The sequence below is a fragment of the Falsochrobactrum ovis genome (genome assembly GCF_003259955.1).
Lineage (GTDB): Bacteria > Pseudomonadota > Alphaproteobacteria > Rhizobiales > Rhizobiaceae > Brucella > Brucella ovis_A.
Genome location: NZ_QLMK01000007.1, coordinates 1 through 24,111 on the forward strand (window position 1 = coordinate 1; position 24,111 = coordinate 24,111).

Consider the following 24,111-nt stretch of genomic DNA (forward strand, 5'->3'; position numbering starts at 1 on the left):
TCCCGAACTCGGTCGTGAAACGTTCCAGCGCCAATGGTACTTCGTCTTAAGACGCGGGAGAGTAGGTCGCTGCCAGGTCTGCAAAGCACACAAAAATAAAACATCTTCTCAAAACAAACAGAATAATCGCCAAAAGGCGATCCAATACGCATAAAAAGCGCAAAAAATACATAAATGGTGATTAAATACCATGTTCAGGGGCCGAGCAGCTCCCGTTCAACCAAAAACAGCAAAGCTGACGAGGATGAACAAAAACAAAAATAGGGCTGCTAGCCCAAAGCTCAACAATATATCGCGGGGTGGAGCAGCCCGGTAGCTCGTCAGGCTCATAACCTGAAGGCCGCAGGTTCAAATCCTGCCCCCGCAACCAAAACAAAAAATCTATATCAACTGCTTATGTAAAAGCCCCGCTCACAAGAGACGGGGCTTTTTGTGTTTGGGACATTGTGTTCATAGACAAGTTTAATGCTCACGCGGCATCAAGAAGCCAACAAGTGAGAAAGGCTGGGGGCGACGAAAGCGAAAAGTGAACCCAAATCAAGAAGCGCCGAAGCCATTAAGAGCTGTGCGCAGATCTCAATGCCGTTCACTCTTACGTCAGCACAACGCTGATAAACTTGTGCGAAGCCCTTGTAAACGGCGGCTGGGTAGGCATCAGTTTTGCTCACGGCCTGAGGCCTCGTTGCGTATGCTTTTGACAAGAATGATTGATGCGCTCGGCAGAGTTCGCATTACGTTTTGGGAATTGCGAGGTTGAGCGGGTCGATCTCGCGTTTCATCTCAGCCTTTAAGCCGCATGGAAGATTCTGGCCATGATCGTCGTTATAATGCGGTGAATTTGGCTCGCGATCTTTAACAGTTTCGTTTTCGACGCATCCTTGAACCACGTACCCAATTTCGCCCCAGTTCAAGATATTTATAGAAAAGACATTGCCGGCGGTTGAGTGAGGAAGCACAAAGTCTGCGGCATAAAGCGGAAGGAGAAGGTTCTTCTAAGGATTGGGATCCGGGCCATACTCCACGCCGAGTGCGGTTATTTTGATGTTATAAGATACGAAGCTCATCAGCTAATGGCATGGGTGCCTTATGCAAATAAGCAAGGTAAATGCCCGAAGGCGAGCAAATGACTTTGGGTAAGTTAGATGTTTTTCATTAAACTCTTAGTATAACTAGGAATTATGATTTATTATACATCGCTTAAATCGAAAAGAAGAAATCGTGCATGTATAAGATATAATATTGTAATAGGTTGAAAGTCGAACGATGATATCATATCAGAGATATATAAAGGGCGGGTAAAAAATGGGGCTTATTGATGCAATTTCTGCATTGTCGGATCGAAGAACGTAAGTATTACGTTTGGCCAGCCAGTTTTCTAACTGACCCTGACACGCTAAATATTTGCTTGCTTTCTCTGGAGATATAAATGCAGGAAACATCTTTATCTGCCCAAATTGACTGCCCGTATTGCACTGAACCCATTAACGCTAAATCCAAGAAATGTCGCCACTGCGGAGAAATACTTGATCCGCAAATGCGGGAATTGGAGTTATTGAAGTCACAGCGCAACAATCCGAACGTTTTCATGAATGCGGGCGGCGGTGGCGGTGGCGCTGCTGCAGCTTCTTCTTCCTCTTCATCTTCTTCATCGGGAAATGAAGCAGGTTTGTTGCGTAGATTTCCTCACTGGTTACACATTTTATTGACAATATTTACGGGCGGTCTTTGGCTGCCGGTCTACTTATTATTGTTTATATTTAGAAATAAACGATATTATTATTAAGCGATGTTTCTCCGCCACATGCGGAAGACAGAAACGGGCCGCATTTTCTTGATGTGGCCCATTATCCACTGGTACAAGTAAAAAGATGTGATGGTTAGCTTCGTGCTCCAGCGTTCCGCAAGGTGAGGCGGGGAAAGCTAGAAATTAGCTACATGAGCATGGCGCTATGTCTGGCGCAGCGCTTGACGGCTTCGAGGTGAAGTAAAAGAGATCGTTGATTTTGTTCCATTGGTTTGATGCACTAGAGCGCACGGGGATACAGCAGCCGCGAATGGACGAATATGCTTGGGCTGTTCTTTGCGTAAATACGTAAAAAGTTCGTAATGGTGCTTTGAAGGAAGATATTTCGCTCCGAAAAGCGGATTGAGACGATTGTCAAGGCAGATGCTGGTGACGCTACACGTTCTGAGAAGGGATGGAGTCCGGCCAAGCCCAGACGCGAAGAAGTTTAATGGCAAGGGCAAAAATGCTGTTCCCGCGGGCGAGGGGGCGGCCGGGAGAGCGCCAAAGAGAAGAATACGAGAATGGTGAGGTGGTGTAAAAGGTCCAGCGATTATTAATTGCCAGCTGGTATGTTTAAGTAATAACTTTGCCATAGGAGGGGGATGACATGGCAGAGGTTTTTCATTCGGCAGTTCACACGCGAAAGAAGCGGGTCAGCCCTTTCAAGAGCGGTAAGGATGGCTGCAATAATGCGGGATTGCGTTTCTGGCTGGCCGTGATCCGTTGGCGCTCAGCTGTTCCAAATTAAAATCAAGCTGGTGAAGGTTCCGGCACCGCAAATAAAATTTCGCCCACGTACCCTGCCTTCTGAGCAGGTAGAGGTAATGGACAATGCTGGTTCGATTTCAGCCGTGGGCTTCAACACATCTGACCTCTTCAACCGCGGATTCCATATGCCAGGATAAAATAGAAGCCTTGCCTGCTGAGGCGGGCAGGGTTTTCCACAGTTATGACAAAGGGAGAAAAATGCGGAAAAAGTCAATGAAATCAATGGTCATGGCGGAGAGAGAGGGATTCGAACCCTCGATACGGTTCCCCGTATACACACTTTCCAGGCGTGCGCCTTCAACCACTCGGCCACCTCTCCGTAAGTTTGCTGACATAAGACTGCAGTGATAGCAGGCAGAAAGCAAAGCGGTACTGCTTTTCAAAATACGCAATGGTCAGTTGCAACAAGCAGTCTCGGCGCGCAATATAGCCATAATACGCACAGGATCAACTGATATTTCGAAGTTTGCCGTCTATTTTTTTCGATAATAAAATCAACATTATTTTGTAGGAGTATTTCGTTGCTTTGATCGGATTTTAAGGTGCGAGAAAGAGTCTTCGCCGCGCCACCATTGTTAGATGAGTTTTGATAGAGTTGTTCCGGCGGGAATGCGGCGGTCGAATGGTTGTATGTCCAATTTAAGGTTCAATATTCATGATCCGTTTTGTTTTACGCGGTTTATCGATCATCTCTTTAGCGGTGGGCGTGATTTTCGCCGTTCTTGATGGCGCTCGGTCAGTGGGCGCTTCTGAATTTGTTGCGAAACCATTATTGGAAATATGGATGCAGGGTTCTGCGCAATCTCTAGACGATGCAAAACATTTTGCGGTGCACTATATAGGACTTAGTGGGTGGGAAAATGTGGTGGTGCCATTTTTGGATCTGCCGGGTTGGGTTGTTTTCGGTCTGATAGCCCTGATATTCTATGCTCTCTCATATAAGCGTGAACGCAAACTGGGACGGTTCGCTGCGCGGTAAGGAAATTAAGAGGTAAGTCATGAACCTGTTCGACACCTATCGCAAAAAAATACAAATGCCCGCGCCTCACGAGGCTCTCCCAGGGCGCGACACACCCATCCCGACCTCAGCGACGCATTTCGTGTCAGGTCGGCCGCTGCAGGGACCGTGGCCAGCCGGATATAAGAAAATTCTTTTTGGTATGGGATGCTTTTGGGGAGCTGAAAGATTGTTTTGGCAGCTACCAGGTGTGTATGTGACCGCGGTTGGATATGCTGGCGGGATCACTCCGAACCCGACCTATGAAGAAACTTGTACTGGCCTCACCGGACATGCGGAAGTTGTTCTCGTGGTTTACGATCCAGAGGCCATCGACCTTGCTACCTTGCTGAGCGTGTTTTGGGAAGAACATGACCCGACGCAAGGGATGCGACAGGGCAACGACATTGGAACCACCTATCGAAGCGTGATCTATACTTTTGATGACGCTGATCGTAAGGCGGTGGAGCAGAGCCGAGATATATATCAGGCTGCGTTGGAGAAGCATGGGCTGGGGCCGGTCACGACTGAAATTGCCGATGCACCGATATTCTATTATGCGGAACCCTATCATCAGCAATATTTGGCAAAAAATCCTGATGGTTATTGCGGACTGAAGGGTACTGGGGTGAGCTGCCCCACGCCATCAGTGCGAACGGTCTGAATAACAGATACGCGCCTTTAGGCTGCGTGTTGGCCATCAGACAGAGACTTGCGAAGAATGGTCATGCCAGCCTGATCGCCTTCAAGGGCTTCAAAATTTGACCAGCCGATTTGCTCGTAAAATGATGCGTGATAGGTGTAAAGGTAAATTTGCCCGTGTTTGAGCTCAAAAGCGACCTGCTCAATGGCTTTGACGAGCCGTCGACCTACACCCAAAGAACGAAACTCTGGCGCCACATAAAGGCTGGCAAGCCAAGGCGAAAGATGGGGATGGGTATCAAGATCGCTATGAATGAGCAGTACCATTCCGGCCGGCTTTCCGTTCATCAAGCCTATGCGAGCGGCTTGTCCCTGAGTATCTTGGGCAATCTGGCCTAGAGCTTCTGCAATTTGCGTTTCTGATTTTCCCGCGGTTCGTCCCCATTGTTGATAATTCCAGTGAGAGCAAACCGATAAGAGATCAAGGCGTTGTGCGAGGTTGACGATATCCAGCATATTACCAGTGAGGAGGTTTGGTTACGGGGATATCGGGCGCCGTTTGCTCTTCAAGAAGCAAAAAGCGATTGGTCAATGCGGTGAGTTTTTTTGAAAGCTGATCAATGGTTTTCCACTGATCAGCAACGACCGAGGAAAGTTCCTCAATCGTTTTTTCCTGTTCGGCTAAGCGAACTTCCAATTCGACAAATCGGTCTTCTGCAGACATTTGTTACCCCCTTCGTTCGCCGTAGCTCTATAATGCGCTAAAAGCCACGCCCGCAGTCAAGGGCGTGGCTTGGGCATTAGGGAATTATTTCGTGCCGTACATGCGATCACCGGCATCGCCGATGCCCGGCAGAATATAACCCTGTTCGTTTAATCCATCATCGACAGATGCGGTAAAGACTTCCACGTCAGGATGCGCTTTGGTGAACCGTTCCACGCCCTCGGGGGCGGCAATAAGACATAGAAAGCGGATGTTGGTTGCACCGCGCTCTTTTAGTTTGTCGATAGCCGCAACTGCCGAGTGGCCAGTAGCGAGCATCGGATCAACAACAATAATAAGCCGGTTGACGATATCTTCGGGTGCTTTGAAATAATATTCAATCGGTTGCAGCGTATCGTGATCACGATAAAGGCCGATATGTGCGACCCGCGCTGCTGGCACCAAATCCAGCATGCCTTCGAGTAAGCCGTTGCCAGCGCGCAAGATGGAGGCAAAGACCAGTTTTTTGCCTTCAAGTATCGGCGCTTCCATCGACTTCATCGGTGTATCGATTTGCATTGTGGTAAGTTCGAGATCACGCGTAACTTCATAACAAAGCAGCAGTGACGTTTCTTTCAGCAGCCTCCGAAAGCTGGCTGTGGAGGTCTCGCGCTTGCGCATAATGGTGAGCTTGTGCTGGACAAGCGGATGGCTGACGACTGTAACGCCCATGTTCTTTCCACTTTTTCTTGTTATCTCTGCGATCTTAGCGGCCAATCGCGCCGAAGAAAATGCGTGGCATACTCACACGCACAGTTTTATATCTCTTTGACGATTTTTGCGAACTTGTGCAAGCCGATGCTACAAAAAGGCTATCAGTATTCGGTCTGTGCTTGTATCGTCTGGTACAAGCTTTATATGCATCAGGCAGACGGAAAACGAAGATCGGCTTCGTTTCTCGATGAAACGGCAGGACGAATTATGAGCCAGCAAAATGGCAATGCAGGCCGCATAGGCGCACAAGGCGGTATGGAACATTCATTCGGCTTCAAGACAGTTGACGAAGAAGTTAAGCAAACTCTCGTCAATGATGTTTTCCATAAGGTTGCCAAGCGCTACGATGTGATGAACGATCTCATGTCGGGCGGACTGCATCGGGTCTGGAAAAATGCAATGATTGGTTGGCTTGCTCCATCCAAGCGGCCAGGCTGGAAATCGCTTGATGTAGCGGGTGGAACGGGGGACATTGCTTTCCGCATTGTCGAAGCCTCAGATCGTCAGGCCCATGTCACGATACTGGATATCAACGGATCAATGTTGGGTGTGGGGCGCGAGCGTGCCATCAAAAAGGGCCTCGCAGACAATCTGGAATTTGTCGAAGCGAATGCCGAAGAACTTCCCTTCGAGGATAATAGTTTTGATGCCTATACGATAGCATTTGGCATTCGGAATGTTCCCCATATTGATAAAGCAATCTCCGAGGCTTACCGCGTATTGAAGCCAGGCGGTCGTTTTCTCTGCCTTGAATTTTCCGAAGTGGATCTGCCGCTTCTCGATAAAGCCTATGACCAATGGTCATTTCAGGCCATTCCACGCATTGGCAAAATGATAACCGGTGATGCTGATTCCTATAGCTATCTTGTCGAATCAATTCGAAAATTCCCCCGGCAAGATGATTTTGCGGCCATGATCAGATCTGGCGGGTTTGAACGCGTAAGCTGGCGCAACTTTACTGGAGGAATCGCGGCCTTACATTCGGGCTGGAAACTTTAATCGTGGGTTTGGTGAAGGAGTATCCCGGGGCGGGCAAATATGAGTAACTTCCTTGCAGCTTTCCGGTTGATGCGTGCCGGCTGGATCATGACCCGCGAAGGGGTTATTAGCGCTCTGCCGGTCGATGATCTTTCTGGCCTCCCGGCGATTGGGCGTAAGGTTGCAGCCTTACTGGCACGAAGGCGTGCAAAGGTTACGGTTCGTTCCGAACGCATTTCTCGTGCTATGAACAAGCTCGGGCCTTCTTATGTGAAGCTGGGGCAGTTTTTGGCCACGCGCCCGGATATTGTCGGAAGCGATGTTGCTGATGATTTAGCACAATTACAGGACCGTCTTGATTTCTTTCCGCAGGTAGAGGCGGTCAAAGCGATTGAGGGCTCGCTTGGCCGCAAGATCGATGATCTTTTTATCAAATTGGACCCGCCTATTGCGGCTGCATCCATGGCGCAGGTTCATCCGGCGCAAATCATGCGAAATGGTGCGCCGCATAAAGTGGCGGTCAAGGTGATTCGTCCCGGAGTACGTCAGCGCTTTGCACGCGATCTTGAAAGTTTTTTCATGGTTGCCAGAATGCAGGAGCGCCATGTTCCTTTCACGCGCAGGCTTCGCCCCGTCCAAGTGGTTGAGACGTTGGCGCAGACAACGCGCGTTGAAATGGATTTACGCCTTGAAGCGGCGGCGCTTTCTGAAATCGCGGCAAATATTGCGGAAGATGAAGGGTTTCGCGTGCCCACTGTCGATTGGGAGCGTACGGGCCGTGACGTGCTCACGCTTGAATGGATCGACGGCATTAAAATGTCCGACATCGGAGCATTAGCGGAAGCTGGTTTCGATCTCAAAAAGCTTGCCGAGAACCTCATTCAATCCTTTTTACGCCACACGCTTCGCGATGGCTTTTTCCATGCGGATATGCATCCGGGCAATTTGTTTGTCGATCCGCAAGGTGTGATTGTTGCGGTCGATTTTGGCATTACCGGTCGGTTAAACAAGCAACAACGCCGTTTCCTCGCGGAAATTTTATATGGATTTATAACGCGTAATTATGCGCGGGTTGCGGAAGTTCATTTTGAGGCGGGTTATGTGCCGCATACGCACGATGTGTCGAGCTTTGCTCAGGCTATTCGTGCCATCGGAGAGCCAATCCACGGTCAACCGGCAGAAACCATTTCAATGGCTAAGCTGCTCACGCTGCTGTTCGAGGTGACTGAGCTTTTTGACATGGAGACGCGGCCGGAGCTGCTGATGCTTCAGAAGACTATGGTTGTGGTGGAAGGCGTATCGCGCACTCTTGATCCGCATTTCAATATGTGGAAGGCGGCGGAGCCGGTCGTTGGGGATTGGATTCGTAAAAATCTTGGGCCTCAAGGAATGTTGCTTGATGCCAAAGATAGTGCGCATGCGCTTATTCATTTCACCCGTAAAACGCCGGATTTACTGCGTCGGGTCGAGCGTATTTCGGTGGCCTTGGACGATATGGCAGAGAATGGCCTTCGTTTTGATGCCGCAACTGCCGAAGCGATCGGCAAAGCGGAGGCCAGACATTCACGATGGGGCCGGATTGCTCAGATCGTAATTGCAATCTCGCTGGCTGCTATCGCGATCAAGCTATATATCTAAATTTCGCTATATTTTCCGTGACATGCGCAGTTCAATATGATTGCATTGATTGCACTTACAATGAGTTGGTGCAATCACATGGCCAGTATAACCATTCGAAATCTCGACGATGCTATTAAGGAACGATTGCGGGTCCGGGCAGCTAAAAACGGGCGCTCCATGGAAGAAGAAGCGCGGGTTTTGCTGGGTGCAAGTGTTGCAGGCATTGAGCGTGATTTTAAACAAACAAGCGTAACTGCTGGTCTTGAGGGTAAGCGTATTTTGCTCATTATTGGTGGCGGAATAGCTGCTTATAAGACGGCGGATTTGATTAGACGTTTGCGTGAAAGAGGCGCGCATGTGCGACCGCTAATGACAAAGGCGGCGCAGCAATTCATAACACCTTTGACGATCGGTGCGGTTGCGGCAGATCATGTTTACACTGATCTCTTCTCGCGTGAAGACGAGCAAGACGTTGGTCATATTCGGCTTGCGCGGGATGCAGATTTGATTGTTATTGCGCCCGCAACCGCTGATCTTTTGGCCAAAATGGCTCATGGGCTGGCAGATGATTTGGCGAGTGCGGTGCTTTTAGCGCGTAAAATCCCGGTACTGCTCGCCCCAGCTATGAACCCAGCCATGTGGGACAATCCGGCCACGAAACGTAACTGTCAGACCTTGGAAAAGGACGGTGTGCATTTTGTTGGGCCGGAAACAGGCGAGATGGCAGAGAGCGGCGAGGCGGGAGTAGGGCGCATGAGTGAGCCGCTTTCCATCGTTTCCGCCATTGAGAATTTGCTTGCGCCCAAGGCACAGCCACTAATAGGCAAAAAGATCATCATAACGTCCGGCCCAACCCATGAGCCGATCGATCCCGTTCGCTATATTGCAAATCGTTCATCGGGTAAGCAGGGTCATGCCATTGCTGCTGCGCTGGCCAGACTTGGTGCAGATGTGCATCTTGTGTCGGGGCCGGTCACCATGGCTGATCCGCAAAGTGTCCACGTTATTCATGTGAAGACCGCGCGAGAAATGAGTGCGGAGGTTGAGAAGCTTTTGCCTGCGGATGCGGCTGTGATGGTGGCTGCGGTGGCCGATTGGAGAATAGCTAATTCTTCAGATCAGAAGCTCAAAAAACAGCCGGGTGAGAACGCGCTCACGCTGAACATGGTGCAAAATCCTGATATTCTTGCAGGGGTGGGGCATCATATTAACAGGCCGCAGCTTGTTATTGGGTTTGCGGCTGAAACGCAAAATGTGGCCGAGAATGCGCAAAAAAAGCTGGAAAAGAAGGGGGCGGACTGGATTGTCGCAAATGACGTTTCAGGTGATGTGATGGGCGGTGACAAAAACCGGGTCCGTATATTGAGCCGGGCGGGCGTCGAAGACTGGCCGGAAATGAGCAAAGAACGAGTAGCAGAAAAACTAGCGGAAAAAATCGCAGCAGAGCTTTTGCAAACAAAAAGCTAACTATTGACGTGAAATGTCACATCACATGATCTATCGTGCGATCTATCTGGTCCGCCATCCGCAGGAGTTAACACATCTGCGGATGGGCAATCCTTAAATCACGCTTTGTCGCGGACCTGATAGTCTTTGATCGCTTCAAAGCGGATATCTTTCCAGCGTTCGGCCTCATAATTGAGTGAAAAGTCGTTTTGAGCGAGGAATACAGGGTCATTGTCGAGATCATGCGCGATATCAGCACGATGCGCAGCAATGAAACGATCAAGTTCTGCCGGATTGTCTGCCGTAATCCAGCGGCAAATCGAAAAGCGCGACATTTCAAAGCCCACGGGCAAGGAATATTCGATCTTAAGCCGTTCGGTCAGAACGTCGATTTGCAGAGCGCCCACGACCCCAATAATCGCTGGTGAGCCATCATCGGGAATAAAAAGCTGCACTACGCCTTCTTCGGCCATTTGCTGCAATGCTTCGCGTAGTTTTTTAGCCTTCATTGCGTCATCCAGACGAACTCGTCGCAGGATTTCAGGCGCGAAATTGGGCACGCCTCGGAATAGAATATCTTCTCCTTCGGTCAATGTATCGCCGATGCGCAATGTTCCGTGGTTTGGAATTCCGACCACGTCGCCTGCGTAAGCTTCATCGGCAATTTGACGGGAGCGCGCAAAGAAAAACTGTGGAGCCGAAAGGCTCATAGATTTGCCGGTGCGCACTAGCTTTGCCTTCATGCCACGCGAAAGCTTGCCAGAACATACACGCAAAAATGCAATACGGTCGCGGTGGTTGGGGTCCATATTGGCTTGGATCTTGAAAACAAATCCGGTCATTTTTTCTTCAACCGGGTCGACCAAGCGTGAGTCAGCCGGCTGGCCTCGTGGTGCCGGACCGAAATCGCAGAAAGCTTCGATCAGGTCGCGGACACCAAAACTCTTAAGCGCCGAGCCAAAATAAACCGGGGTCATATGACCTTCACGGAAAGACTCTAAATTAAACGGTCTACAAATACCGCGGGCGAGTTCGACGCTTTCAATCCATGCTTCGCGCTCATTTTCAGGGAGCAATTTGGCGGCTTCTTCCGGCCCGCTTACAGGGGTCGGTTGTTCCTGCGCGTCTTTCTCCCGGATAGTGGAATTATGCAGGTCATAAGTTCCGGCAAAGCTTTTGCCCGACCCGATCGGCCAGGTAATGGGGGCAGTATCTAATGCCAGTTTTTCTTCAATTTCATCGAGAATTTCGAGCGGATCACGTGCTTCGCGGTCCATTTTATTGATGAAAGTGACAATCGGTATGTCGCGCATACGGCACACTTCAAACAGTTTCAGTGTGCGCGGTTCGATACCCTTGGCGGCATCGATGACCATAACTGCCGAATCTACCGCAGTGAGTGTACGATATGTATCATCGGCAAAGTCTTCGTGGCCGGGTGTATCCAGCAGATTGAAAATGCAATCTTTATACTCGAAGGTCATCACCGAGGTAACAACAGAAATTCCGCGGTCGCGTTCGATGTTCATCCAGTCAGATCGGGTTTGGATGCGATCTTTCTTGGCTTTGACCTCTCCTGCCAGTTGAATAGCGCCACCAAAAAGCAATAGTTTTTCAGTAAGTGTGGTCTTACCGGCATCGGGGTGGGCGATGATCGCAAAAGTGCGACGTTTGGAAACAGGATGATGTTGAGCGGACATGAAAGAACTCGTAATGGCAAAGGTACGGGCTACGCGATAGGCGCGCCGCGAAGTTGTTGCGCTGCATCTAGCAGCCCTTGGCCAAAAGGTCGAGTTTAAATGAAAAGGCGGACTGTCCGCGCCCGCCTTTCATTGCATCGAAATTAGCTTTTAAGGCGCTTGGCACCTAGTCCGAAAGCGATAAAAGCCCAGCCCTGGAAAATTAGGTCAATGGCGAGAAATAGCCCGAGAATAAACAGGCTGTCGACCGGCCAATGGAAGGCAACGACCAAGCCTGCGAGTGTTGTGATGACGCCCGTGGCAATGATCCAGCCCCAACCGGCCGCTGGTTTGGATTTGAAGCCCAGCCAGATGCGAAAAATACCGGATCCAACCAGAGCTGCTGCTAAAAACAGTGTAAGAACGCCAGCGGCAAGAATCGGGTTCACAAAAGCGATGATACCGGCTGCGGCATATAGTAAGCCGCTCAATAGCCAAAAGAAAAATGTGCTCCAAGCTTTAACGCTAAAAGCGTGGATGATTTCCGCTACACCTGCAAACAGCATCATCAAGCCGACGTAATAGACTGACACAACCGTGGCTGCCAATAAATTACCGAATGCGATGCCACCGAGGATCAGAAGCGCTACCCCAAGAGCTACAAACCAGCCCCATTTGCTGGCAAGTTGGGATGGAAGTTCGGATTGATTGAGATCTGAATGTGCTGTTGCCATGAGACCCTCCGAGGGTTCAACTATTCCAGCTTATTATAAAGCAGTTTAAGGATTTTGCTAGCAATGCGACAACGCGTATGTTGTGAATTAGCGTGCGGGATATAACTATGCAGTCGCGGATAATTTTCACTTAAGGTTGCTGGATGCTCGACAAAATTTCCCAATATTGGCCGCATATATTGGCCGCACTTTCAATTACATTTGGAGCTATTGCAGCCATTCACGCTACCATGACCAAGCAGGAAGTCCGAACGGCGCTCGGCTGGGTGGGGGTTATCGTCTTGTCGCCGTTTGTTGGGGCCTTCGTTTATGCGATTGCCGGTGTTAATCGTATTCGGCGCAACACTCTGTCTCATCAGCGCGCCAATATTGGTAATATTGCACTTTATCATCTTTCTCATTTTGACACGACCAATGATCTCGTTCGGGCTGCATTTGGCCGGCAATTTGGAGCGATGAAAATTCTTGGCGACGCAGTGAGTCGTTACGATTTCACCAGTGGCAACATTATTGAAGTTCTGGAAACAGGAGACGAAGCCTATACTGCTATGCTTGAAGCGATCAGCATGGCAGAGCGTAGCATTCTGCTAGAAACTTACATTTTTGATCGTGATGCCGTGGGCAAGCAGTTTGCCGATGCTCTTAGCGACGCCACAAAGAGGGGCGTTGAAGTTCGGGTGTTAGTTGATGCGGTTGGCGCACGATATTCTATCCCGAGCATTGTACGACTTTTGAAGGAAAAAGGTGTTCCGGTCGATGTATTTAACGGAAATATTATTATCGGCCTTCGGCTTCCCTACGCGAATTTACGTACGCACCGCAAAATCCTGATCATCGACGGCAAGGTTGCCTTTACGGGAGGCATGAATATTCGAGCCGGATTTTCTAGGGCAGTGATGGGGGATGCGGTTTCATTAGACACGCATTTTCGGTTAGAAGGTCCAGCCATTGCGGATCTTTTTCATCTCGCGTCTGAAGACTGGCGTTTTGCCACTGGCGAGTTGCTCGCGGGGGAGGCATGGACGATTGCGCCGCCCAAAGCGCCGCCGAGCACGGGGACGCTGGTGCGCGTGGTTGGTTCCGGTCCGGATAAAAATGTGGAAACGACACATCGAATGTTGATGGGGGCGTTTTCAATTGCTGAGCAGTATATTTTGATTATGACCCCTTATTTGTTGCCAGATCGGGAATTGATCAGCGCATTGGTTACCGCCGCGCGACGCGGGGTGTCGGTGGATATTGTTGTGCCGGGGAAAAACAATTTGAAGCTGGTCGATCGAGCGATGCGTGCGCAATTTGATCAATTGCTGCAAGGAGGCTGCAGGATTTGGCGCTCCGGAGGGAGTTTCAACCATTCCAAACTAATGACGATTGATGGCGCGTGGTCTTATGTGGGATCATCCAATCTTGATCCCCGATCACTGAGGTTGAATTTCGAGGTCGATCTAGAAATACTTGATCACGATATTGCGCGGCAAGTGGAGGAACGCTTTGGCGCAGTGATTGAAACAAGCCGGGAGGTGCATTTGGGTCGCCTTAAAAGCAGACCGTTTTTGGAACGTTTGGTCGATCGAATAATCTGGTTAGGGTCCCCATATCTCTAAGCGATCTTTAGACTGTGAGACCGCCATTCTACGAGCCGCGACTGGGCAATCAATTGATAGATTTTACCTTGTTATGTTCGTATTCAGCAGGGAGGGGCCGAAATTTTCGAGCGAGCGGAGAGCGGATTGCAAATCCACGTGTGCCTTGATTGGGAGGTGATCGGAGGCCATGCGGGCAAGAGGGGTATTATGGACCTCAATTGCGGAGACAAGATTGTGCGGCATCCCCAATACCCGATCCAGCGCTAATACGGGAAAACGGGATGGAAAACTCGGTACGGCAGTGGCCGCATGGTCAAATATTGGTTGCAGCGACGATAACGAAGAGCGTTTGCCGATGCGCCATTCATTCAGGTCTCCGATGAGAAGTGTCGGTAAAGTTTCAGATTCTTGGAGTGTCGTAAGGATGCTTTGCGCTTGTTGCTCTCGGGAACGCTTTAACAAGCCAAAGTGGGCGGCGATGATACGCAAAGGACCGGACGGAAACTGCAAGTCTGCAACAAGTGCGCCCCGCGGTTCAACGCCTGGTAATGTAAGCTGACGAACATTTCGCACAATCCCTTCACGGAAAAGCAAGACATTTCCGTGCCAGCCATGTCCTTCGGGTGCTGTCGCGGTAATTGGTACCGGAACAAGTCCATGACGTTGTTGCAGCAATCCTAGATCCAAAAGTCCCAACCGCTGACCAAAGCGTTGATCTGCTTCCTGCAAGGCGATGACGTCGGCATCAATCTCGCTAATCACATCGGCGGTCCGTTGTGGATTAAATACTTTATCCACACCGATGCATTTGTGAACATTATAGGAGGCAATAACGATGTCACCGCCCATAATATTGGCATGAGAAGGTCTAAAACCGCGCCTTTTATGGATCGCCGTGAGCACTTTCTTTGAAAGTTGTTCTCTGGCTTTCTTTTTTTGCAAGTCACTGCCTCATATAGCTGTCGATCAACGCAGTATATATAGGACTAAGATTTGAACAGGACCAATGCGGGTTTTATTTGACGATGATTCATGGGCCGAATTTCCGCTAGATGCTTCACCTATGAGAGTGGAACAATCCCATATTGAGAGCAGACGGGAAAAGAGAAGACAGGCCCATTAGCAAAATACTCATGATATGAAATATCGTAACATCATTTATGTGAGAGTACTTAACAGATACTGCGTTGCCGCTGCTGAAAGCGCCAAACCAAAATGCTGATGCATCTCTTGCCGGCGAGACAAGCGATAGGGCAGTTTGAAACCAATGCTTTAAACTTCAGACAAATAGAACGGGCGGTTTGGTCCCGACGGTCTAAAAAACAAAAGCCAGCATTCGGGTTTTTTGAGGCGCTTCTAGACCTTGGTAGTGGTCTGAAGACTAAGGAATGGTGCCCAGAAGAGGACTCGAACCTCCACGCCCTTGCGAGCGCCAGCACCTGAAGCTGGTGCGTCTACCAATTCCGCCATCTGGGCGACGAGGTCCATCTAAGGGGTCGCTGTGCTTGTGTCAATCGGGTTTTCGATTTCTACAAGCATTTTTCAGAAGATCCACCGTTTATTTGGGATAGACCGTCTTCAAAACATCGGCGCGACACTATTGTGCCGCGCCAAAACAACTAAGCGGACAGGATTTCCTTCGAGGCAATAGTTGAGTCTGCATTGAGCTTGTAGATCACCGGCACGCCAGTGTTGAGTTCCTGTTTGAGAATTTCTTCAGGTGTCAGACCATCGAGTGCCATGATCAGTGCGCGCAGTGAATTGCCATGAGCTGCAACCAGCACTGTTCCGCCGCGCAATACATGCGGTTGGATATTGTGCAGATAATATGGCCAGACGCGCGCGCCAGTATCCTTCAGGCTTTCTCCACCCGGAGGAGGTACATCGTAAGACCGGCGCCAGATATGCACCTGTTCTTCGCCCCATTTTGCGCGGGCATCATCTTTGTTCAGGCCAGAAAGATCGCCATAATCGCGTTCGTTCAACGCCTCATTTTTGATCGTTTCAAGATCTGGCTGCCCCAATTCATTGAGGATGTGCTCACAAGTGACCTGCGCACGGGAGAGAACGGAAGTGAAAGCGATATCAAACTTGAGACCAGCAGCCTTCAGACGTTCACCGGCGGCTTTCGCTTCTGCGTGGCCCTGCTCGGTCAGGCCCGGATCGCGCCAGCCGGTAAAAAGGTTTTTAAGGTTCCATTCGCTTTGTCCATGGCGGACCAGCACGAGAGTACGGGACATATTCAATGCTCCATAGTGAGTGTGAAATCAGTCGTTGAGCCCGAGTACATCAAGCATAGAATAAAGGCCGGGCTTTTTGCCATGCGCCCATAGCGCCGCCTTAACCGCACCGCGCGCAAAAATACCGCGATCTTCGGCATGATGGGAAAGGGTTATTCGTTCGCCAGGCCCGGCCAGAATAACGGAATGATCACCAATAACAGATCCGCCCCGTAATGTTGCAAAACCAATGGTTCCTTCCTCGCGGGGACCGGTGTGACCTTCCCGAGTATAGACGGCGTTTTCGGACAGGTTGATTGATCGGCCCGCTGCCGCTGCATCACCCAACAAAAGAGCTGTGCCAGAAGGCGCATCCACTTTGTGCTTATGATGCATTTCCAGCACTTCGATATCAAAATCTTCTGGTCCGAGCGCTTGGGCAGCCTTCTGAACCAAGACCGAAAGAAGGTTGACGCCAAGGCTCATATTGCCAGACTTAACAATGGTTGCATGTCGAGCGGCGGCACGGATTTTTTCGTCATCATCTGCTGAACAGCCGGTGGTGCCAATGACATGCACAATGCGCGCCTGAGCAGCAAGCGCTGCGTAAGCAACGGACGCAGCAGGGGTCGTAAAATCAAGCACGCCATGTGCTTTGGCAAAAACTGGCAGTGGGTCATCGGTAATGGAAATGCCTAAAGATCCCACTCCCGCTAATTCCCCCGCATCTTTACCCAGCGCAGGCGACTGAGGATGTTCAATCGCTCCGGCCAGGCGCACACCGTCAATTGCATGGATGGCGCGGATGAGTGCCTCACCCATGCGGCCGCTCGCGCCAACAACAACCAGTTCCAATTCAGTATTACTGATCATTGGTTATTTCCTTTTGATCCGAAACATCCAGCAATGTTTCTTCATTTCCGCTTTGTAGCTGATAGAAGCGAGCATAAACGCCGTTGGGAATATTGATGAGGTCTGCGTGTCGACCCTCTTCAACGACATGCCCAGCTTCCATGACGATGATCCGGTCGGCGTTGACGACCGTTGAAAGCCGGTGAGCAATCACAATTGTGGTACGGCCTTGCATGATTTCGTCAAGAGCAAGCTGCACGCGCTTTTCTGATTCATTATCCAGTGCAGAAGTGGCTTCGTCCAATAGCAAAACAGGTGCATTGCGGATAATGGCGCGGGCGATTGAAAGCCGTTGGCGTTGGCCGCCTGAAAGCGTCACACCGTTTTCACCCACAGGCGTGTCATAACCTTGGGGTTGCTGGATGATGAATTCGTGAGCATGAGCCAGTTTCGCAGCCGCGATAATTTCGTCTTTTGTTGCGTCGGGACGGCCATAGCGAATATTATCCTCTATCGTGCCTTCAAACAAATATGGCTGCTGCGACACGTAAGCAATCGACCCACGCAGTGAATGTTTGGTGACTTCGGCAATATTCTGCCCGTCAAAGAGGATCTCGCCTTTGTCAGTATCATAAAACCGTTGCACGAGGCTGATCAGCGTTGATTTGCCAGCACCTGAAGCGCCGACAATGGCAGTTGTTTGGCCAGCTTTGGCGACAAAATTGATCCCATGCAAGACGGGGGCAGTTGTGCTGTAAGAAAAATGCACATCGCGGAAGACTATTTCGCCAGGGCCGGGCTTGAGTTCCTTTGCGTCAGGCGCATCGCTCTGATGCGGCTCAATATCCAACACTTCATAGATCATGCGCGCATTAACCAGAGCTCGCTCTAGACCAACTTGAAGCCGAGCCAGACGCCGGGCTGGGTCATAGGCGAGGAGAAGCGCCGTAATAAAGGCAAACATTGCGCCGGGCGGTTCCTGATTGAGGATGGCGCGATATCCGCTATAGGCAAGAACGCCGGCAATGGCGAAACCTGCCAGAATTTCTGCGATAGGCGTCGTGCGTTCTGAAACACGGGCGATCTTGTTGCTGCGGCCTTCCGCTTGCGTGATGAGCGTATCAATCTTGGATTTAAGCTGATCTTCCATCGTGAATGCTTTGACGATGGTAATTCCTTGCACCGATTCTTGCATTGCACCGAGCAAATGCGAATTCAGATTAACCAGCTCACGGGTTACCGCCCTGATGCGGCGGGAAATATAGGCGACTGCGAGAATAAGCGGCGGACCAATGAAAAATATGACCGCCGACATCACCGGGTCAGTATAGATCATCATGGCGACAAGGCCGACCAGCGCGACAAGATCACGCGCAATAGACGTGATCGTCATATTGAGCAGGTCGCGAATTCCATTGACGTTCTGATTGATCTGCGCAGCGAGGTGACCGGAGCGGGTATCATGATAGAAATCTAGCCCCAATTTCATGAGATGGTCAAAGATACGTCTTTGATAGCGGGCAACCAGATTATTGCCGATTTTAGCCAGTTCTACCGCCTGAATATAACTGGAAAAACCGCGCAGTAGGAAAATTCCAAATATCGCGCCGCAAATGACCCATATGAGACCAATATTCTGCTCATAGAAAATTTTGTCGATCATGGGTTTCATCAAATAGGCGAGAACGCCATTTGACGCGCCGACAATAAGGGACGCTATTACCGCAATTACATAATTTCTCTTATATTCATGGATGTTTTCCGCCAGCATGCGGCGGATCACGCGGGTGGCTTCACTCGGATCAATTTTTCTTTTTTTCTTTTTGAATAGGCTCACGTGCAAGGGCGCTTTTTTCTGTCAGCTCAGAGCTGGAGTTAATCCGAATTCCGGCCGATAAATATCGCCGAAACCAAATTGGCTTTCATGAGAAGATGAACACATCCATGCGCTTCTATAGCGCCAAGTTTGCGTTTTGACTATGTCTGACAGACAGTGGAGTTAATTAAAGCTACTCTGCCGACTTCCAGCGCCGCCCACTGGTTGAAACTTCGAACAGGGAAGGGAAACGGGCGAATGCTGACAATCCGGCAAGGGCTGCAAGTTGATATGTTATAACGTGAACGGGGATGTCCTGCACGATTAAGCGGTGAGGGGCTTTATCATCAAATGCTGCACGGAATGAGCCCGATTTAAGCGCAGGCAAAATGCGCTGTGGGATACCGCCGGAAAGATAGACACCGCCCTGCGCCATGAAAACGAGTGCTAGATCTCCGGCAAGCCGTCCTAGATAAGTCACAAAAAGATCAAGCGTTTCAATGGCCTGTGGATTGCTTTTATCCAGCCCCGCATCGGTAATAGCGGCGGGCGTGTCAAGTTCGGGGGTGACCTTATCTGCAGCACAGATTGCACGATAAAGATTGCGTAAGCCGCGCCCGCAAAGAATTTGCTCTGCGGCAACGCGCCCTTCGATACGCTCAATATGCGGGAAAATTTCATAGTCCCGCTGTGATCTCGGCCCGATATCTACATGGCCTCCTTCACCGGGTACGGGAAGCCATGTTTTTTGGGTGCGAATAAGTCCTGCAACGCCAAGACCGGTCCCAGGCCCCAGCACGACGCGGGTTGCCGTTAGTTCTTCGCTCCGTCCACCGATTTGCTCGAGATGTTCTGGCGAAAGTGAAACAATGGCCAGCGCCTGTGCCTCGAAGTCATTAAGCACTGTGACATCTTTGAAGCCGAGATTGCTGATAAGTTGCCGAGGGCGCACTACCCATGGTGAATTGGTGAGATCGATTTCATCACTGTCAACCGGACCGGCAACTGCAAGAATAGCAGTGCGGGGCATGACGGAAGCGTGATCGAGCACTGTTTGCTGAATTGCTGCATCAATCGTCGGAAAATCCGCAGTTTGAACAATCGGGAAATGTTGCGGGTCAATATTTCTATCAACGAGAAGAGCAAAGCGCGCATTGGTGCCGCCAATATCGCCCACGAGGACGGGGAATTCGAAGAGATGTTCATCGTCTTTCGTGGCGTGCATCGGTCGTTCCTGCTGCTATTGTTTTGGAAGTTTATGCGGTCTTGTTAGCGGTCAAGCGCTTTGATCAGTCTTTCGGCGGTGGCGCGGTTCAATGCCATAGGAATATCGTAAACGCTGCCCAACCGTGTGAGCGCTTTGACGTCTACGTCGTGCGGGAGTGGGGAAAGCGGATCAATAAAAAAGATGAGAGCTTGGACCGTACCTTCTGCGATCATGGCGCCGATTTGCTGATCGCCTCCGAGCGGCCCGCTTTTCACAAGGTGAATATTCAAGGAAGGGCAGGCTTCACTAATTAGACTGCCGGTTGTGCCTGTCGCCACAATCGCAAAATTTGATAAAGCCTGTTCGTGCATGCGCGCAAAAGCGACCATGTCATCCTTTTTAAGGTCATGGGCGATCAACGCTATGCGAGTACCATTTTCCATTTTTGACAACCTTGTCATTTATCTTAGGCCGTGTTCCGTCTCTGTGAATTATCTCAATATTTCATTGCGCGCCATATGTCACGTCAGCAATTGATTCTGGTCCTGGTCCTTTCAATACAGCAGCACAGCTTTTAGGCAGGTCAGATATCATGACTGTTTTTGGTTTTTTCGGGGGTTTTGAAGGCTTGGTAGGCGTCCAAGGTTCGTCGGTAAACCACCAAGCAAGCGAGCTGTCACAGCCATCGCCAGGGGCTACTTTGTCCTGTGGTTTGCATTGATTTGAGCCATCCAAACAGCGAAGCCGAATATGAAAATGGTAGTGATGACCCCAATAGGGCCTGATCTTTCTGAGCCAGCTTCTATCGCCTTTGACGGTGTCACAAAGCTGTTTTTTGATGCCGGGATGAACGAAAATACGTTCTACCTCCGGATAACTTGCCGCATGTCTGATTAAAGCTGTGCGACTTGCAGTCCATTTTTTCGGGTCAACATAGAGCGAATCTTTGGCAAGCATTGAAACCGCAGATACGGATTCGCGCTCCGCATCGGTAAAGCGCCTTTCGGGCATCGGAGTTAGCCAAATATCAGCGTCAAGGCCTATTTGGTGCGAAGCGTGACCGGTTAACATGGGGCCGCCGCGCGGTTGAGAAATATCGCCAATCAGCAAACCGGGCCAGCCATCCTTTGCTGCATCGCGTGACAGTTTTTCGAGTAGGGCAATAGTGCGCGGATGCCCCCAGCGCCGATTACGCGAAAGCCGCATGACCTGCCAATTTGGGCCATCGGTTGCAATTGCCACCCCGCCGGCGAGGCAGCCTTTGGAATAAAAGCCAATTGATTGTGGCTTTTTGGCTAATACGGGAAATGCCTGAGCACCAAATGCTTCTTTGGCTGGCATATCCTTTGCCTGCGCGAATTGATGAGGCAAGAGGGCGAGCGTCAGGGATAATGCGAAAGCAAATCGTTGCCAAAAGCGAAAGGAGTTATTCTTAGACATCGGCAAACTCCGATACGAGCTTCACGAATCATAAAGCAATTTGGGAAGTATGCTTTCACGAAAGCCAAACGACAATCAGCGCCAATTCGCATTGTTCCACATGGCAGAAAGTGCGATTCTATAGTCGGGATAGATAAAATCATATCCTAGGCTTTTGAGCCGCTGGTTGGAGACGCGTTTGTTCTCGCCGTAAAAGGAGCGAGCCATAGGACTCATTTCGGCGCGTTCAAAAGGTATTTCCTCTGGCGGTGTCACTGCCATGAGCTGTGCTGCATAAGTGACAACATCTTGAGGCGGAGTGGGTTCGTTGTCGGTGACGTTAAAGATGCCAGCAGCACCTCGCGCGGATAGGAACTGGAGTGCGCCGGCAATATCATCAACATGGATTCGATTAAATATCTGGCCGTTTTTAACAATGCGCCGGGCCGTCCCGCGCTCTAAATTAATGAAAGCATTCCGTCCGGGGCCGTAGATTCCAGACAGGCGTAAACGGGCAACGGGTAGGTCAAACCGTTGGCCTAATGCCTCCCAGGCCTGTTCTGCTTGCAGACGTTCAATCGAACGAGACGATATGGGATTGCACGGTGTGTCTTCATCTACCCAATGACCTTTATGGTCACCATAGACGCCCACTGTCGAGAGATAACCGATCCATTTGATGTTGTTTTCTGGGCGAGTGAGCGCCGATTCAACCACGGGAAGGGCAGGGTCGCCGTTTTTTTGCGGTGCAATTGACACCACAATATGGGACGCATCTGAAAGCGCTTCTAAGAGATCTGGCTGGAGAGTTTCTCCATTGAATAATATTGGCGTGATGCCAGCCTTCTTAAGGGATGCAAAATTTTCAGTACTGCGGGTCGTGCCGATGATCGATTGAGATTTATCTGCGATGAGGCGCGCGAAAGCTAAAGCAGAATAACCCGCGCCTAACAAGAAAATGCGCATATTATGCCTCCATATCCCATTCCGCACGGACGGCGGGGTCGTCCTCAAGTGGCTGATAGAATTTTCGCAGCTCTAAGATGCGTTGACGAGTCCCAAGTTGTTGCAATGCCCATATGGCTGCGCCGCGAACCACTGGGGCTGGATCCTCTAATAATTGCTCAATTAATGGCAGCAGTGATGGATCGTTGGAATTTCCAGCTGCGATCAGAGTATTTCGAATGAAACGGTCGCGGCCAATGCGCTTTACCGGAGAGGCGGAAAAAAAACGACGGAAAGCCGCATCATCCAGCTGTAATAATTCAGCGATGCGAGGCGATTTTAGATCATCCCGCGCGATAAGTTTCATTTCGCTTGCAGCCTGTGCAAACTTGTTCCACGGACAGGCGGCAAGGCAATCGTCGCAGCCATAAATCCGATTACCCATTGCTTTACGAAAATGAGACGGAATGGGACCTTTATTCTCGATTGTAAGATATGAAATACAGCGGCGTGCATCAATTTGATAGGGCGCGGGAAACGCATCAGTAGGGCATGCATTTAAGCAAGCGCGGCATGATCCGCAGTGATCGCGCTCTTCATCATCTGGTGGAATCTTTGCCGTGGTGAAGATCGAGCCGAGGAAGAACCAGGACCCCAATTCGCGGCTGACAAGATTGGTATGTTTGCCTTGCCAACCCAAGCCAGCCGATTGGGCCAGCGGTTTTTCCATGACGGGTGCGGTGTCGACAAAAACCTTTACATTCTCACCGGCGCGGGCCGCAAAGCGGCTGGCAATATGCTTGAGTTTGCCCTTGATGATATCGTGATAATCGCGATTTTGTGCGTAAACAGAAATCGCTGCCCGGTCTTTCTGTTCCAGAATAGCGCTGGGATCATGCTGGGGGCCATAATTCATTGCCAGCATCATAATGGAGCGGACTTCTGGCCAAAGTTCACGCGGATTGGACCGGCGCAGCTCGGTTTCTTCCATCCACTCCATATCAGCGTGATGACCTGCGGCTATATATTGACGCAGATGCTGGGGAGCATGCGGAATCCGGTCAGGTGTCGTGAAGGCGACAGCATCGAAACCCACCGCTTTTGCTTCTTCGATCAGAAAGCGTTTGAGCCGAAGTTCCTTTGGATTAGAAATCGAGGTCGCCATAATGGGCCACCGGAGCTAGGCCACGCACGCGCTCAGCCAGTAAGGGACGGAATGATGGGCGCGACTTCATTCGCATATACCAGTCGCGCGCGGCACGGGTGTCGTTCCATTCGATTTCGCCCAGATAATCGAGTACGGAAATAGCCGATGCTGCGGCCATATCTGCATAGCTGGGATAATTGCCGCCGAGCCAATCGCGTGTCGCGGCAAGCCAGTCGACATATTTCATATGTTGGCGAATATTGTTGCGCGCTGCGCGTATGGCGGTCGAATCGGGTGCGCTGCCGCCAAATTCGGCAGACATTTGCAATTTGAATACACGCTCACGTGCAATGTGTCGCGTCACCTCATTTTCGAACTTGATAAGAAACCAATCAACCAGACGGCGCACTTCCGCGCGTTCGATCGGGCTTTCTGGGAGAAGCCGACGGTTACGCTTGAGCGCGCCCCGCGTTTCATCCAGATATTCTGCGATAACCGTGGCGCCAACCACCGGAACATCGCGCTCTGCAAGCAATACGGGCAGGGTCGCAGCAGGGTTTAGGGCGAGAAACTCCTTGCGGCGTGACCACGGGCGCTCCTCAATCATTTCTGCTTCGACGTCATATTCACCGAGAATCAACCGCACATAGCGCGAGCCGGAAGACATGGGATGATGAAAAAGCGTTAGCATAATCGACGCGGTACTTTCGACTGACAAGCTTTAATTGATCTGCGTAGAGGGTTCATATGGCGTTCGCCTATCTATCAGGCTATTTCTGTGCCAGCGATTCGA

At 50.4% G+C, this 24,111-nt stretch carries 23 protein-coding genes, 3 tRNA genes and 1 rRNA gene; 10 read left to right on the forward strand and 17 right to left on the reverse strand.

The window, feature by feature from the left end:
* From rrf to C7374_RS15960, 4 genes are all read left to right on the forward strand, one after another.
* A 5S ribosomal RNA gene (gene rrf / locus C7374_RS16575) occupies positions 1-78 on the forward strand; the annotation flags it as partial.
* 215 nt (positions 79-293) lie between these two features.
* Positions 294-370 (forward strand) — tRNA-Met (locus C7374_RS09810).
* A gap of 1,056 nt (positions 371-1,426) precedes the next feature.
* On the forward strand, positions 1,427-1,783 hold the full coding sequence (locus C7374_RS09820) for an FYVE zinc finger domain-containing protein (protein ID WP_111575455.1): 357 nt from the start codon (positions 1,427-1,429) through the stop codon (positions 1,781-1,783).
* 610 nt (positions 1,784-2,393) lie between these two features.
* The gene (locus C7374_RS15960) at positions 2,394-2,534 is read left to right on the forward strand and encodes a hypothetical protein (RefSeq protein WP_158527827.1); all 141 of its coding nucleotides are present in this window, start codon (positions 2,394-2,396) and stop codon (positions 2,532-2,534) included.
* Between the two features lie 249 nt (positions 2,535-2,783).
* Here the strand turns inward: C7374_RS15960 and C7374_RS09825 are convergent.
* Positions 2,784-2,873 (reverse strand) — tRNA-Ser (locus tag C7374_RS09825).
* A 336-nt stretch (positions 2,874-3,209) separates the two neighbouring features.
* On the opposite strand from C7374_RS09825, the gene C7374_RS09830 reads away from it, so the two are divergent.
* Both C7374_RS09830 and msrA read left to right on the forward strand, forming a co-directional pair.
* Complete coding sequence (locus C7374_RS09830) at positions 3,210-3,533, forward strand: hypothetical protein (RefSeq protein ID WP_111575456.1); 324 nt, start codon at positions 3,210-3,212, stop codon at positions 3,531-3,533.
* Positions 3,534-3,552: 19 nt separating this feature from the next.
* Positions 3,553-4,215 (forward strand): peptide-methionine (S)-S-oxide reductase MsrA, encoded by a 663-nt coding sequence (msrA, locus tag C7374_RS09835; RefSeq protein WP_111575457.1) that lies wholly within the window; start codon positions 3,553-3,555, stop codon positions 4,213-4,215.
* A 17-nt stretch (positions 4,216-4,232) separates the two neighbouring features.
* Here the strand turns inward: msrA and C7374_RS09840 are convergent, their stop codons facing one another.
* The 3 genes from C7374_RS09840 to upp all read right to left on the reverse strand — a co-directional run bounded on the left by C7374_RS09840 (position 4,233) and on the right by upp (position 5,628).
* A complete protein-coding gene (locus tag C7374_RS09840; RefSeq protein WP_111575458.1) occupies positions 4,233-4,709 on the reverse strand; it encodes a GNAT family N-acetyltransferase in 477 nt (158 codons plus the stop codon).
* A gap of 1 nt (position 4,710) precedes the next feature.
* Positions 4,711-4,917 carry a SlyX family protein gene (locus C7374_RS09845; RefSeq protein WP_111575459.1) on the reverse strand — a complete coding sequence of 69 codons (207 nt, stop codon included), beginning with the start codon at positions 4,915-4,917 and terminating at the stop codon, positions 4,711-4,713.
* 84 nt (positions 4,918-5,001) lie between these two features.
* On the reverse strand, positions 5,002-5,628 hold the full coding sequence (gene upp / locus C7374_RS09850; protein ID WP_111575460.1) for a uracil phosphoribosyltransferase: 627 nt from the start codon (positions 5,626-5,628) through the stop codon (positions 5,002-5,004).
* Between the two features lie 249 nt (positions 5,629-5,877).
* Here upp and ubiE point away from each other — a divergent pair, with 249 nt between their 5' ends.
* The 3 genes from ubiE (at position 5,878) to coaBC (ending at position 9,735) form a co-directional block, all read left to right on the forward strand.
* The gene (gene ubiE, locus C7374_RS09855) at positions 5,878-6,669 is read left to right on the forward strand and encodes a bifunctional demethylmenaquinone methyltransferase/2-methoxy-6-polyprenyl-1,4-benzoquinol methylase UbiE (protein WP_111575543.1); all 792 of its coding nucleotides are present in this window, start codon (positions 5,878-5,880) and stop codon (positions 6,667-6,669) included.
* Positions 6,670-6,708: 39 nt separating this feature from the next.
* Positions 6,709-8,286 carry a 2-polyprenylphenol 6-hydroxylase gene (gene ubiB, locus C7374_RS09860; protein WP_111575461.1) on the forward strand — a complete coding sequence of 526 codons (1,578 nt, stop codon included), beginning with the start codon at positions 6,709-6,711 and terminating at the stop codon, positions 8,284-8,286.
* 78 nt (positions 8,287-8,364) lie between these two features.
* On the forward strand, positions 8,365-9,735 hold the full coding sequence (gene coaBC / locus C7374_RS09865) for a bifunctional phosphopantothenoylcysteine decarboxylase/phosphopantothenate--cysteine ligase CoaBC (protein WP_111575544.1): 1,371 nt from the start codon (positions 8,365-8,367) through the stop codon (positions 9,733-9,735).
* Between the two features lie 98 nt (positions 9,736-9,833).
* Here coaBC and C7374_RS09870 read toward each other — a convergent pair whose 3' ends face one another.
* Both C7374_RS09870 and C7374_RS09875 read right to left on the reverse strand, forming a co-directional pair.
* Positions 9,834-11,414 carry a peptide chain release factor 3 gene (locus C7374_RS09870; protein ID WP_111575462.1) on the reverse strand — a complete coding sequence of 527 codons (1,581 nt, stop codon included), beginning with the start codon at positions 11,412-11,414 and terminating at the stop codon, positions 9,834-9,836.
* A 143-nt stretch (positions 11,415-11,557) separates the two neighbouring features.
* Complete coding sequence (locus C7374_RS09875; protein WP_111575463.1) at positions 11,558-12,127, reverse strand: HdeD family acid-resistance protein; 570 nt, start codon at positions 12,125-12,127, stop codon at positions 11,558-11,560.
* A gap of 143 nt (positions 12,128-12,270) precedes the next feature.
* Here C7374_RS09875 and cls point away from each other — a divergent pair, with 143 nt between their 5' ends.
* Positions 12,271-13,731 (forward strand): cardiolipin synthase, encoded by a 1,461-nt coding sequence (cls, locus tag C7374_RS09880; RefSeq protein WP_111575464.1) that lies wholly within the window; start codon positions 12,271-12,273, stop codon positions 13,729-13,731.
* A 63-nt stretch (positions 13,732-13,794) separates the two neighbouring features.
* Here cls and C7374_RS09885 read toward each other — a convergent pair whose 3' ends face one another.
* The 11 genes from C7374_RS09885 to C7374_RS09935 all read right to left on the reverse strand — a co-directional run bounded on the left by C7374_RS09885 (position 13,795) and on the right by C7374_RS09935 (position 24,009).
* Entirely contained in the window at positions 13,795-14,655 is an 861-nt protein-coding gene (locus C7374_RS09885; protein ID WP_111575465.1) for an endonuclease/exonuclease/phosphatase family protein, read from the reverse strand.
* A 447-nt stretch (positions 14,656-15,102) separates the two neighbouring features.
* Positions 15,103-15,189, reverse strand: a tRNA-Leu gene (locus C7374_RS09890).
* A gap of 143 nt (positions 15,190-15,332) precedes the next feature.
* Positions 15,333-15,953, reverse strand: coding sequence for a 2,3-bisphosphoglycerate-dependent phosphoglycerate mutase (locus C7374_RS09895; protein WP_111575466.1), 621 nt, complete (start codon positions 15,951-15,953; stop codon positions 15,333-15,335).
* A gap of 27 nt (positions 15,954-15,980) precedes the next feature.
* Positions 15,981-16,805, reverse strand: a complete 825-nt coding sequence (dapB, locus tag C7374_RS09900; protein ID WP_111575467.1) for a 4-hydroxy-tetrahydrodipicolinate reductase — start codon at positions 16,803-16,805, stop codon at positions 15,981-15,983.
* Positions 16,795-18,621 (reverse strand): ABC transporter ATP-binding protein, encoded by a 1,827-nt coding sequence (locus tag C7374_RS09905; protein ID WP_111575468.1) that lies wholly within the window; start codon positions 18,619-18,621, stop codon positions 16,795-16,797. The genes dapB and C7374_RS09905 overlap by 11 nt, the downstream gene beginning before the upstream one ends.
* 172 nt (positions 18,622-18,793) lie before the next feature.
* A complete protein-coding gene (locus C7374_RS09910) occupies positions 18,794-19,825 on the reverse strand; it encodes a glucokinase (protein WP_111575469.1) in 1,032 nt (343 codons plus the stop codon).
* A gap of 44 nt (positions 19,826-19,869) precedes the next feature.
* Positions 19,870-20,250, reverse strand: a complete 381-nt coding sequence (locus C7374_RS09915; protein WP_111575470.1) for a methylglyoxal synthase — start codon at positions 20,248-20,250, stop codon at positions 19,870-19,872.
* Between the two features lie 61 nt (positions 20,251-20,311).
* Positions 20,312-21,148, reverse strand: a complete 837-nt coding sequence (gene mepA / locus C7374_RS09920) for a penicillin-insensitive murein endopeptidase (protein WP_245412624.1) — start codon at positions 21,146-21,148, stop codon at positions 20,312-20,314.
* A gap of 174 nt (positions 21,149-21,322) precedes the next feature.
* On the reverse strand, positions 21,323-22,192 hold the full coding sequence (locus C7374_RS09925; RefSeq protein ID WP_111575472.1) for an SDR family oxidoreductase: 870 nt from the start codon (positions 22,190-22,192) through the stop codon (positions 21,323-21,325).
* A 1-nt stretch (position 22,193) separates the two neighbouring features.
* Positions 22,194-23,336, reverse strand: coding sequence for a tRNA epoxyqueuosine(34) reductase QueG (gene queG / locus C7374_RS09930; RefSeq protein ID WP_111575473.1), 1,143 nt, complete (start codon positions 23,334-23,336; stop codon positions 22,194-22,196).
* Positions 23,317-24,009, reverse strand: coding sequence for a glutathione S-transferase family protein (locus tag C7374_RS09935; protein ID WP_111575474.1), 693 nt, complete (start codon positions 24,007-24,009; stop codon positions 23,317-23,319). Before C7374_RS09935 ends, queG begins: the two co-directional genes overlap by 20 nt.
* Positions 24,010-24,111 lie beyond the last annotated feature (102 nt).

Excerpts from the sequence above, each read along its gene's own strand:
- C7374_RS09820 (WP_111575455.1), top strand. The coding sequence starts at position 1,427 with ATGCAGGAAACATCTTTATCTGCCCAAATTGACTGCCCGTATTGCACT.
- C7374_RS15960 (WP_158527827.1), top strand. The coding sequence starts at position 2,394 with ATGGCAGAGGTTTTTCATTCGGCAGTTCACACGCGAAAGAAGCGGGTC.
- C7374_RS09830 (WP_111575456.1), top strand. The coding sequence starts at position 3,210 with ATGATCCGTTTTGTTTTACGCGGTTTATCGATCATCTCTTTAGCGGTG.
- msrA (WP_111575457.1), top strand. The coding sequence starts at position 3,553 with ATGAACCTGTTCGACACCTATCGCAAAAAAATACAAATGCCCGCGCCT.
- C7374_RS09840 (WP_111575458.1), bottom strand. The coding sequence starts at position 4,709 with ATGCTGGATATCGTCAACCTCGCACAACGCCTTGATCTCTTATCGGTT.
- C7374_RS09845 (WP_111575459.1), bottom strand. The coding sequence starts at position 4,917 with ATGTCTGCAGAAGACCGATTTGTCGAATTGGAAGTTCGCTTAGCCGAA.
- upp (WP_111575460.1), bottom strand. The coding sequence starts at position 5,628 with ATGGGCGTTACAGTCGTCAGCCATCCGCTTGTCCAGCACAAGCTCACC.
- ubiE (WP_111575543.1), top strand. The coding sequence starts at position 5,878 with ATGAGCCAGCAAAATGGCAATGCAGGCCGCATAGGCGCACAAGGCGGT.
- ubiB (WP_111575461.1), top strand. The coding sequence starts at position 6,709 with ATGAGTAACTTCCTTGCAGCTTTCCGGTTGATGCGTGCCGGCTGGATC.
- coaBC (WP_111575544.1), top strand. The coding sequence starts at position 8,365 with ATGGCCAGTATAACCATTCGAAATCTCGACGATGCTATTAAGGAACGA.
- C7374_RS09870 (WP_111575462.1), bottom strand. The coding sequence starts at position 11,414 with ATGTCCGCTCAACATCATCCTGTTTCCAAACGTCGCACTTTTGCGATC.
- C7374_RS09875 (WP_111575463.1), bottom strand. The coding sequence starts at position 12,127 with ATGGCAACAGCACATTCAGATCTCAATCAATCCGAACTTCCATCCCAA.
- cls (WP_111575464.1), top strand. The coding sequence starts at position 12,271 with ATGCTCGACAAAATTTCCCAATATTGGCCGCATATATTGGCCGCACTT.
- C7374_RS09895 (WP_111575466.1), bottom strand. The coding sequence starts at position 15,953 with ATGTCCCGTACTCTCGTGCTGGTCCGCCATGGACAAAGCGAATGGAAC.
- dapB (WP_111575467.1), bottom strand. The coding sequence starts at position 16,805 with ATGATCAGTAATACTGAATTGGAACTGGTTGTTGTTGGCGCGAGCGGC.
- C7374_RS09910 (WP_111575469.1), bottom strand. The coding sequence starts at position 19,825 with ATGCACGCCACGAAAGACGATGAACATCTCTTCGAATTCCCCGTCCTC.
- C7374_RS09915 (WP_111575470.1), bottom strand. The coding sequence starts at position 20,250 with ATGGAAAATGGTACTCGCATAGCGTTGATCGCCCATGACCTTAAAAAG.
- mepA (WP_245412624.1), bottom strand. The coding sequence starts at position 21,148 with ATGCCAGCCAAAGAAGCATTTGGTGCTCAGGCATTTCCCGTATTAGCC.
- C7374_RS09925 (WP_111575472.1), bottom strand. The coding sequence starts at position 22,192 with ATGCGCATTTTCTTGTTAGGCGCGGGTTATTCTGCTTTAGCTTTCGCG.
- queG (WP_111575473.1), bottom strand. The coding sequence starts at position 23,336 with ATGGCGACCTCGATTTCTAATCCAAAGGAACTTCGGCTCAAACGCTTT.
- C7374_RS09935 (WP_111575474.1), bottom strand. The coding sequence starts at position 24,009 with ATGCTAACGCTTTTTCATCATCCCATGTCTTCCGGCTCGCGCTATGTG.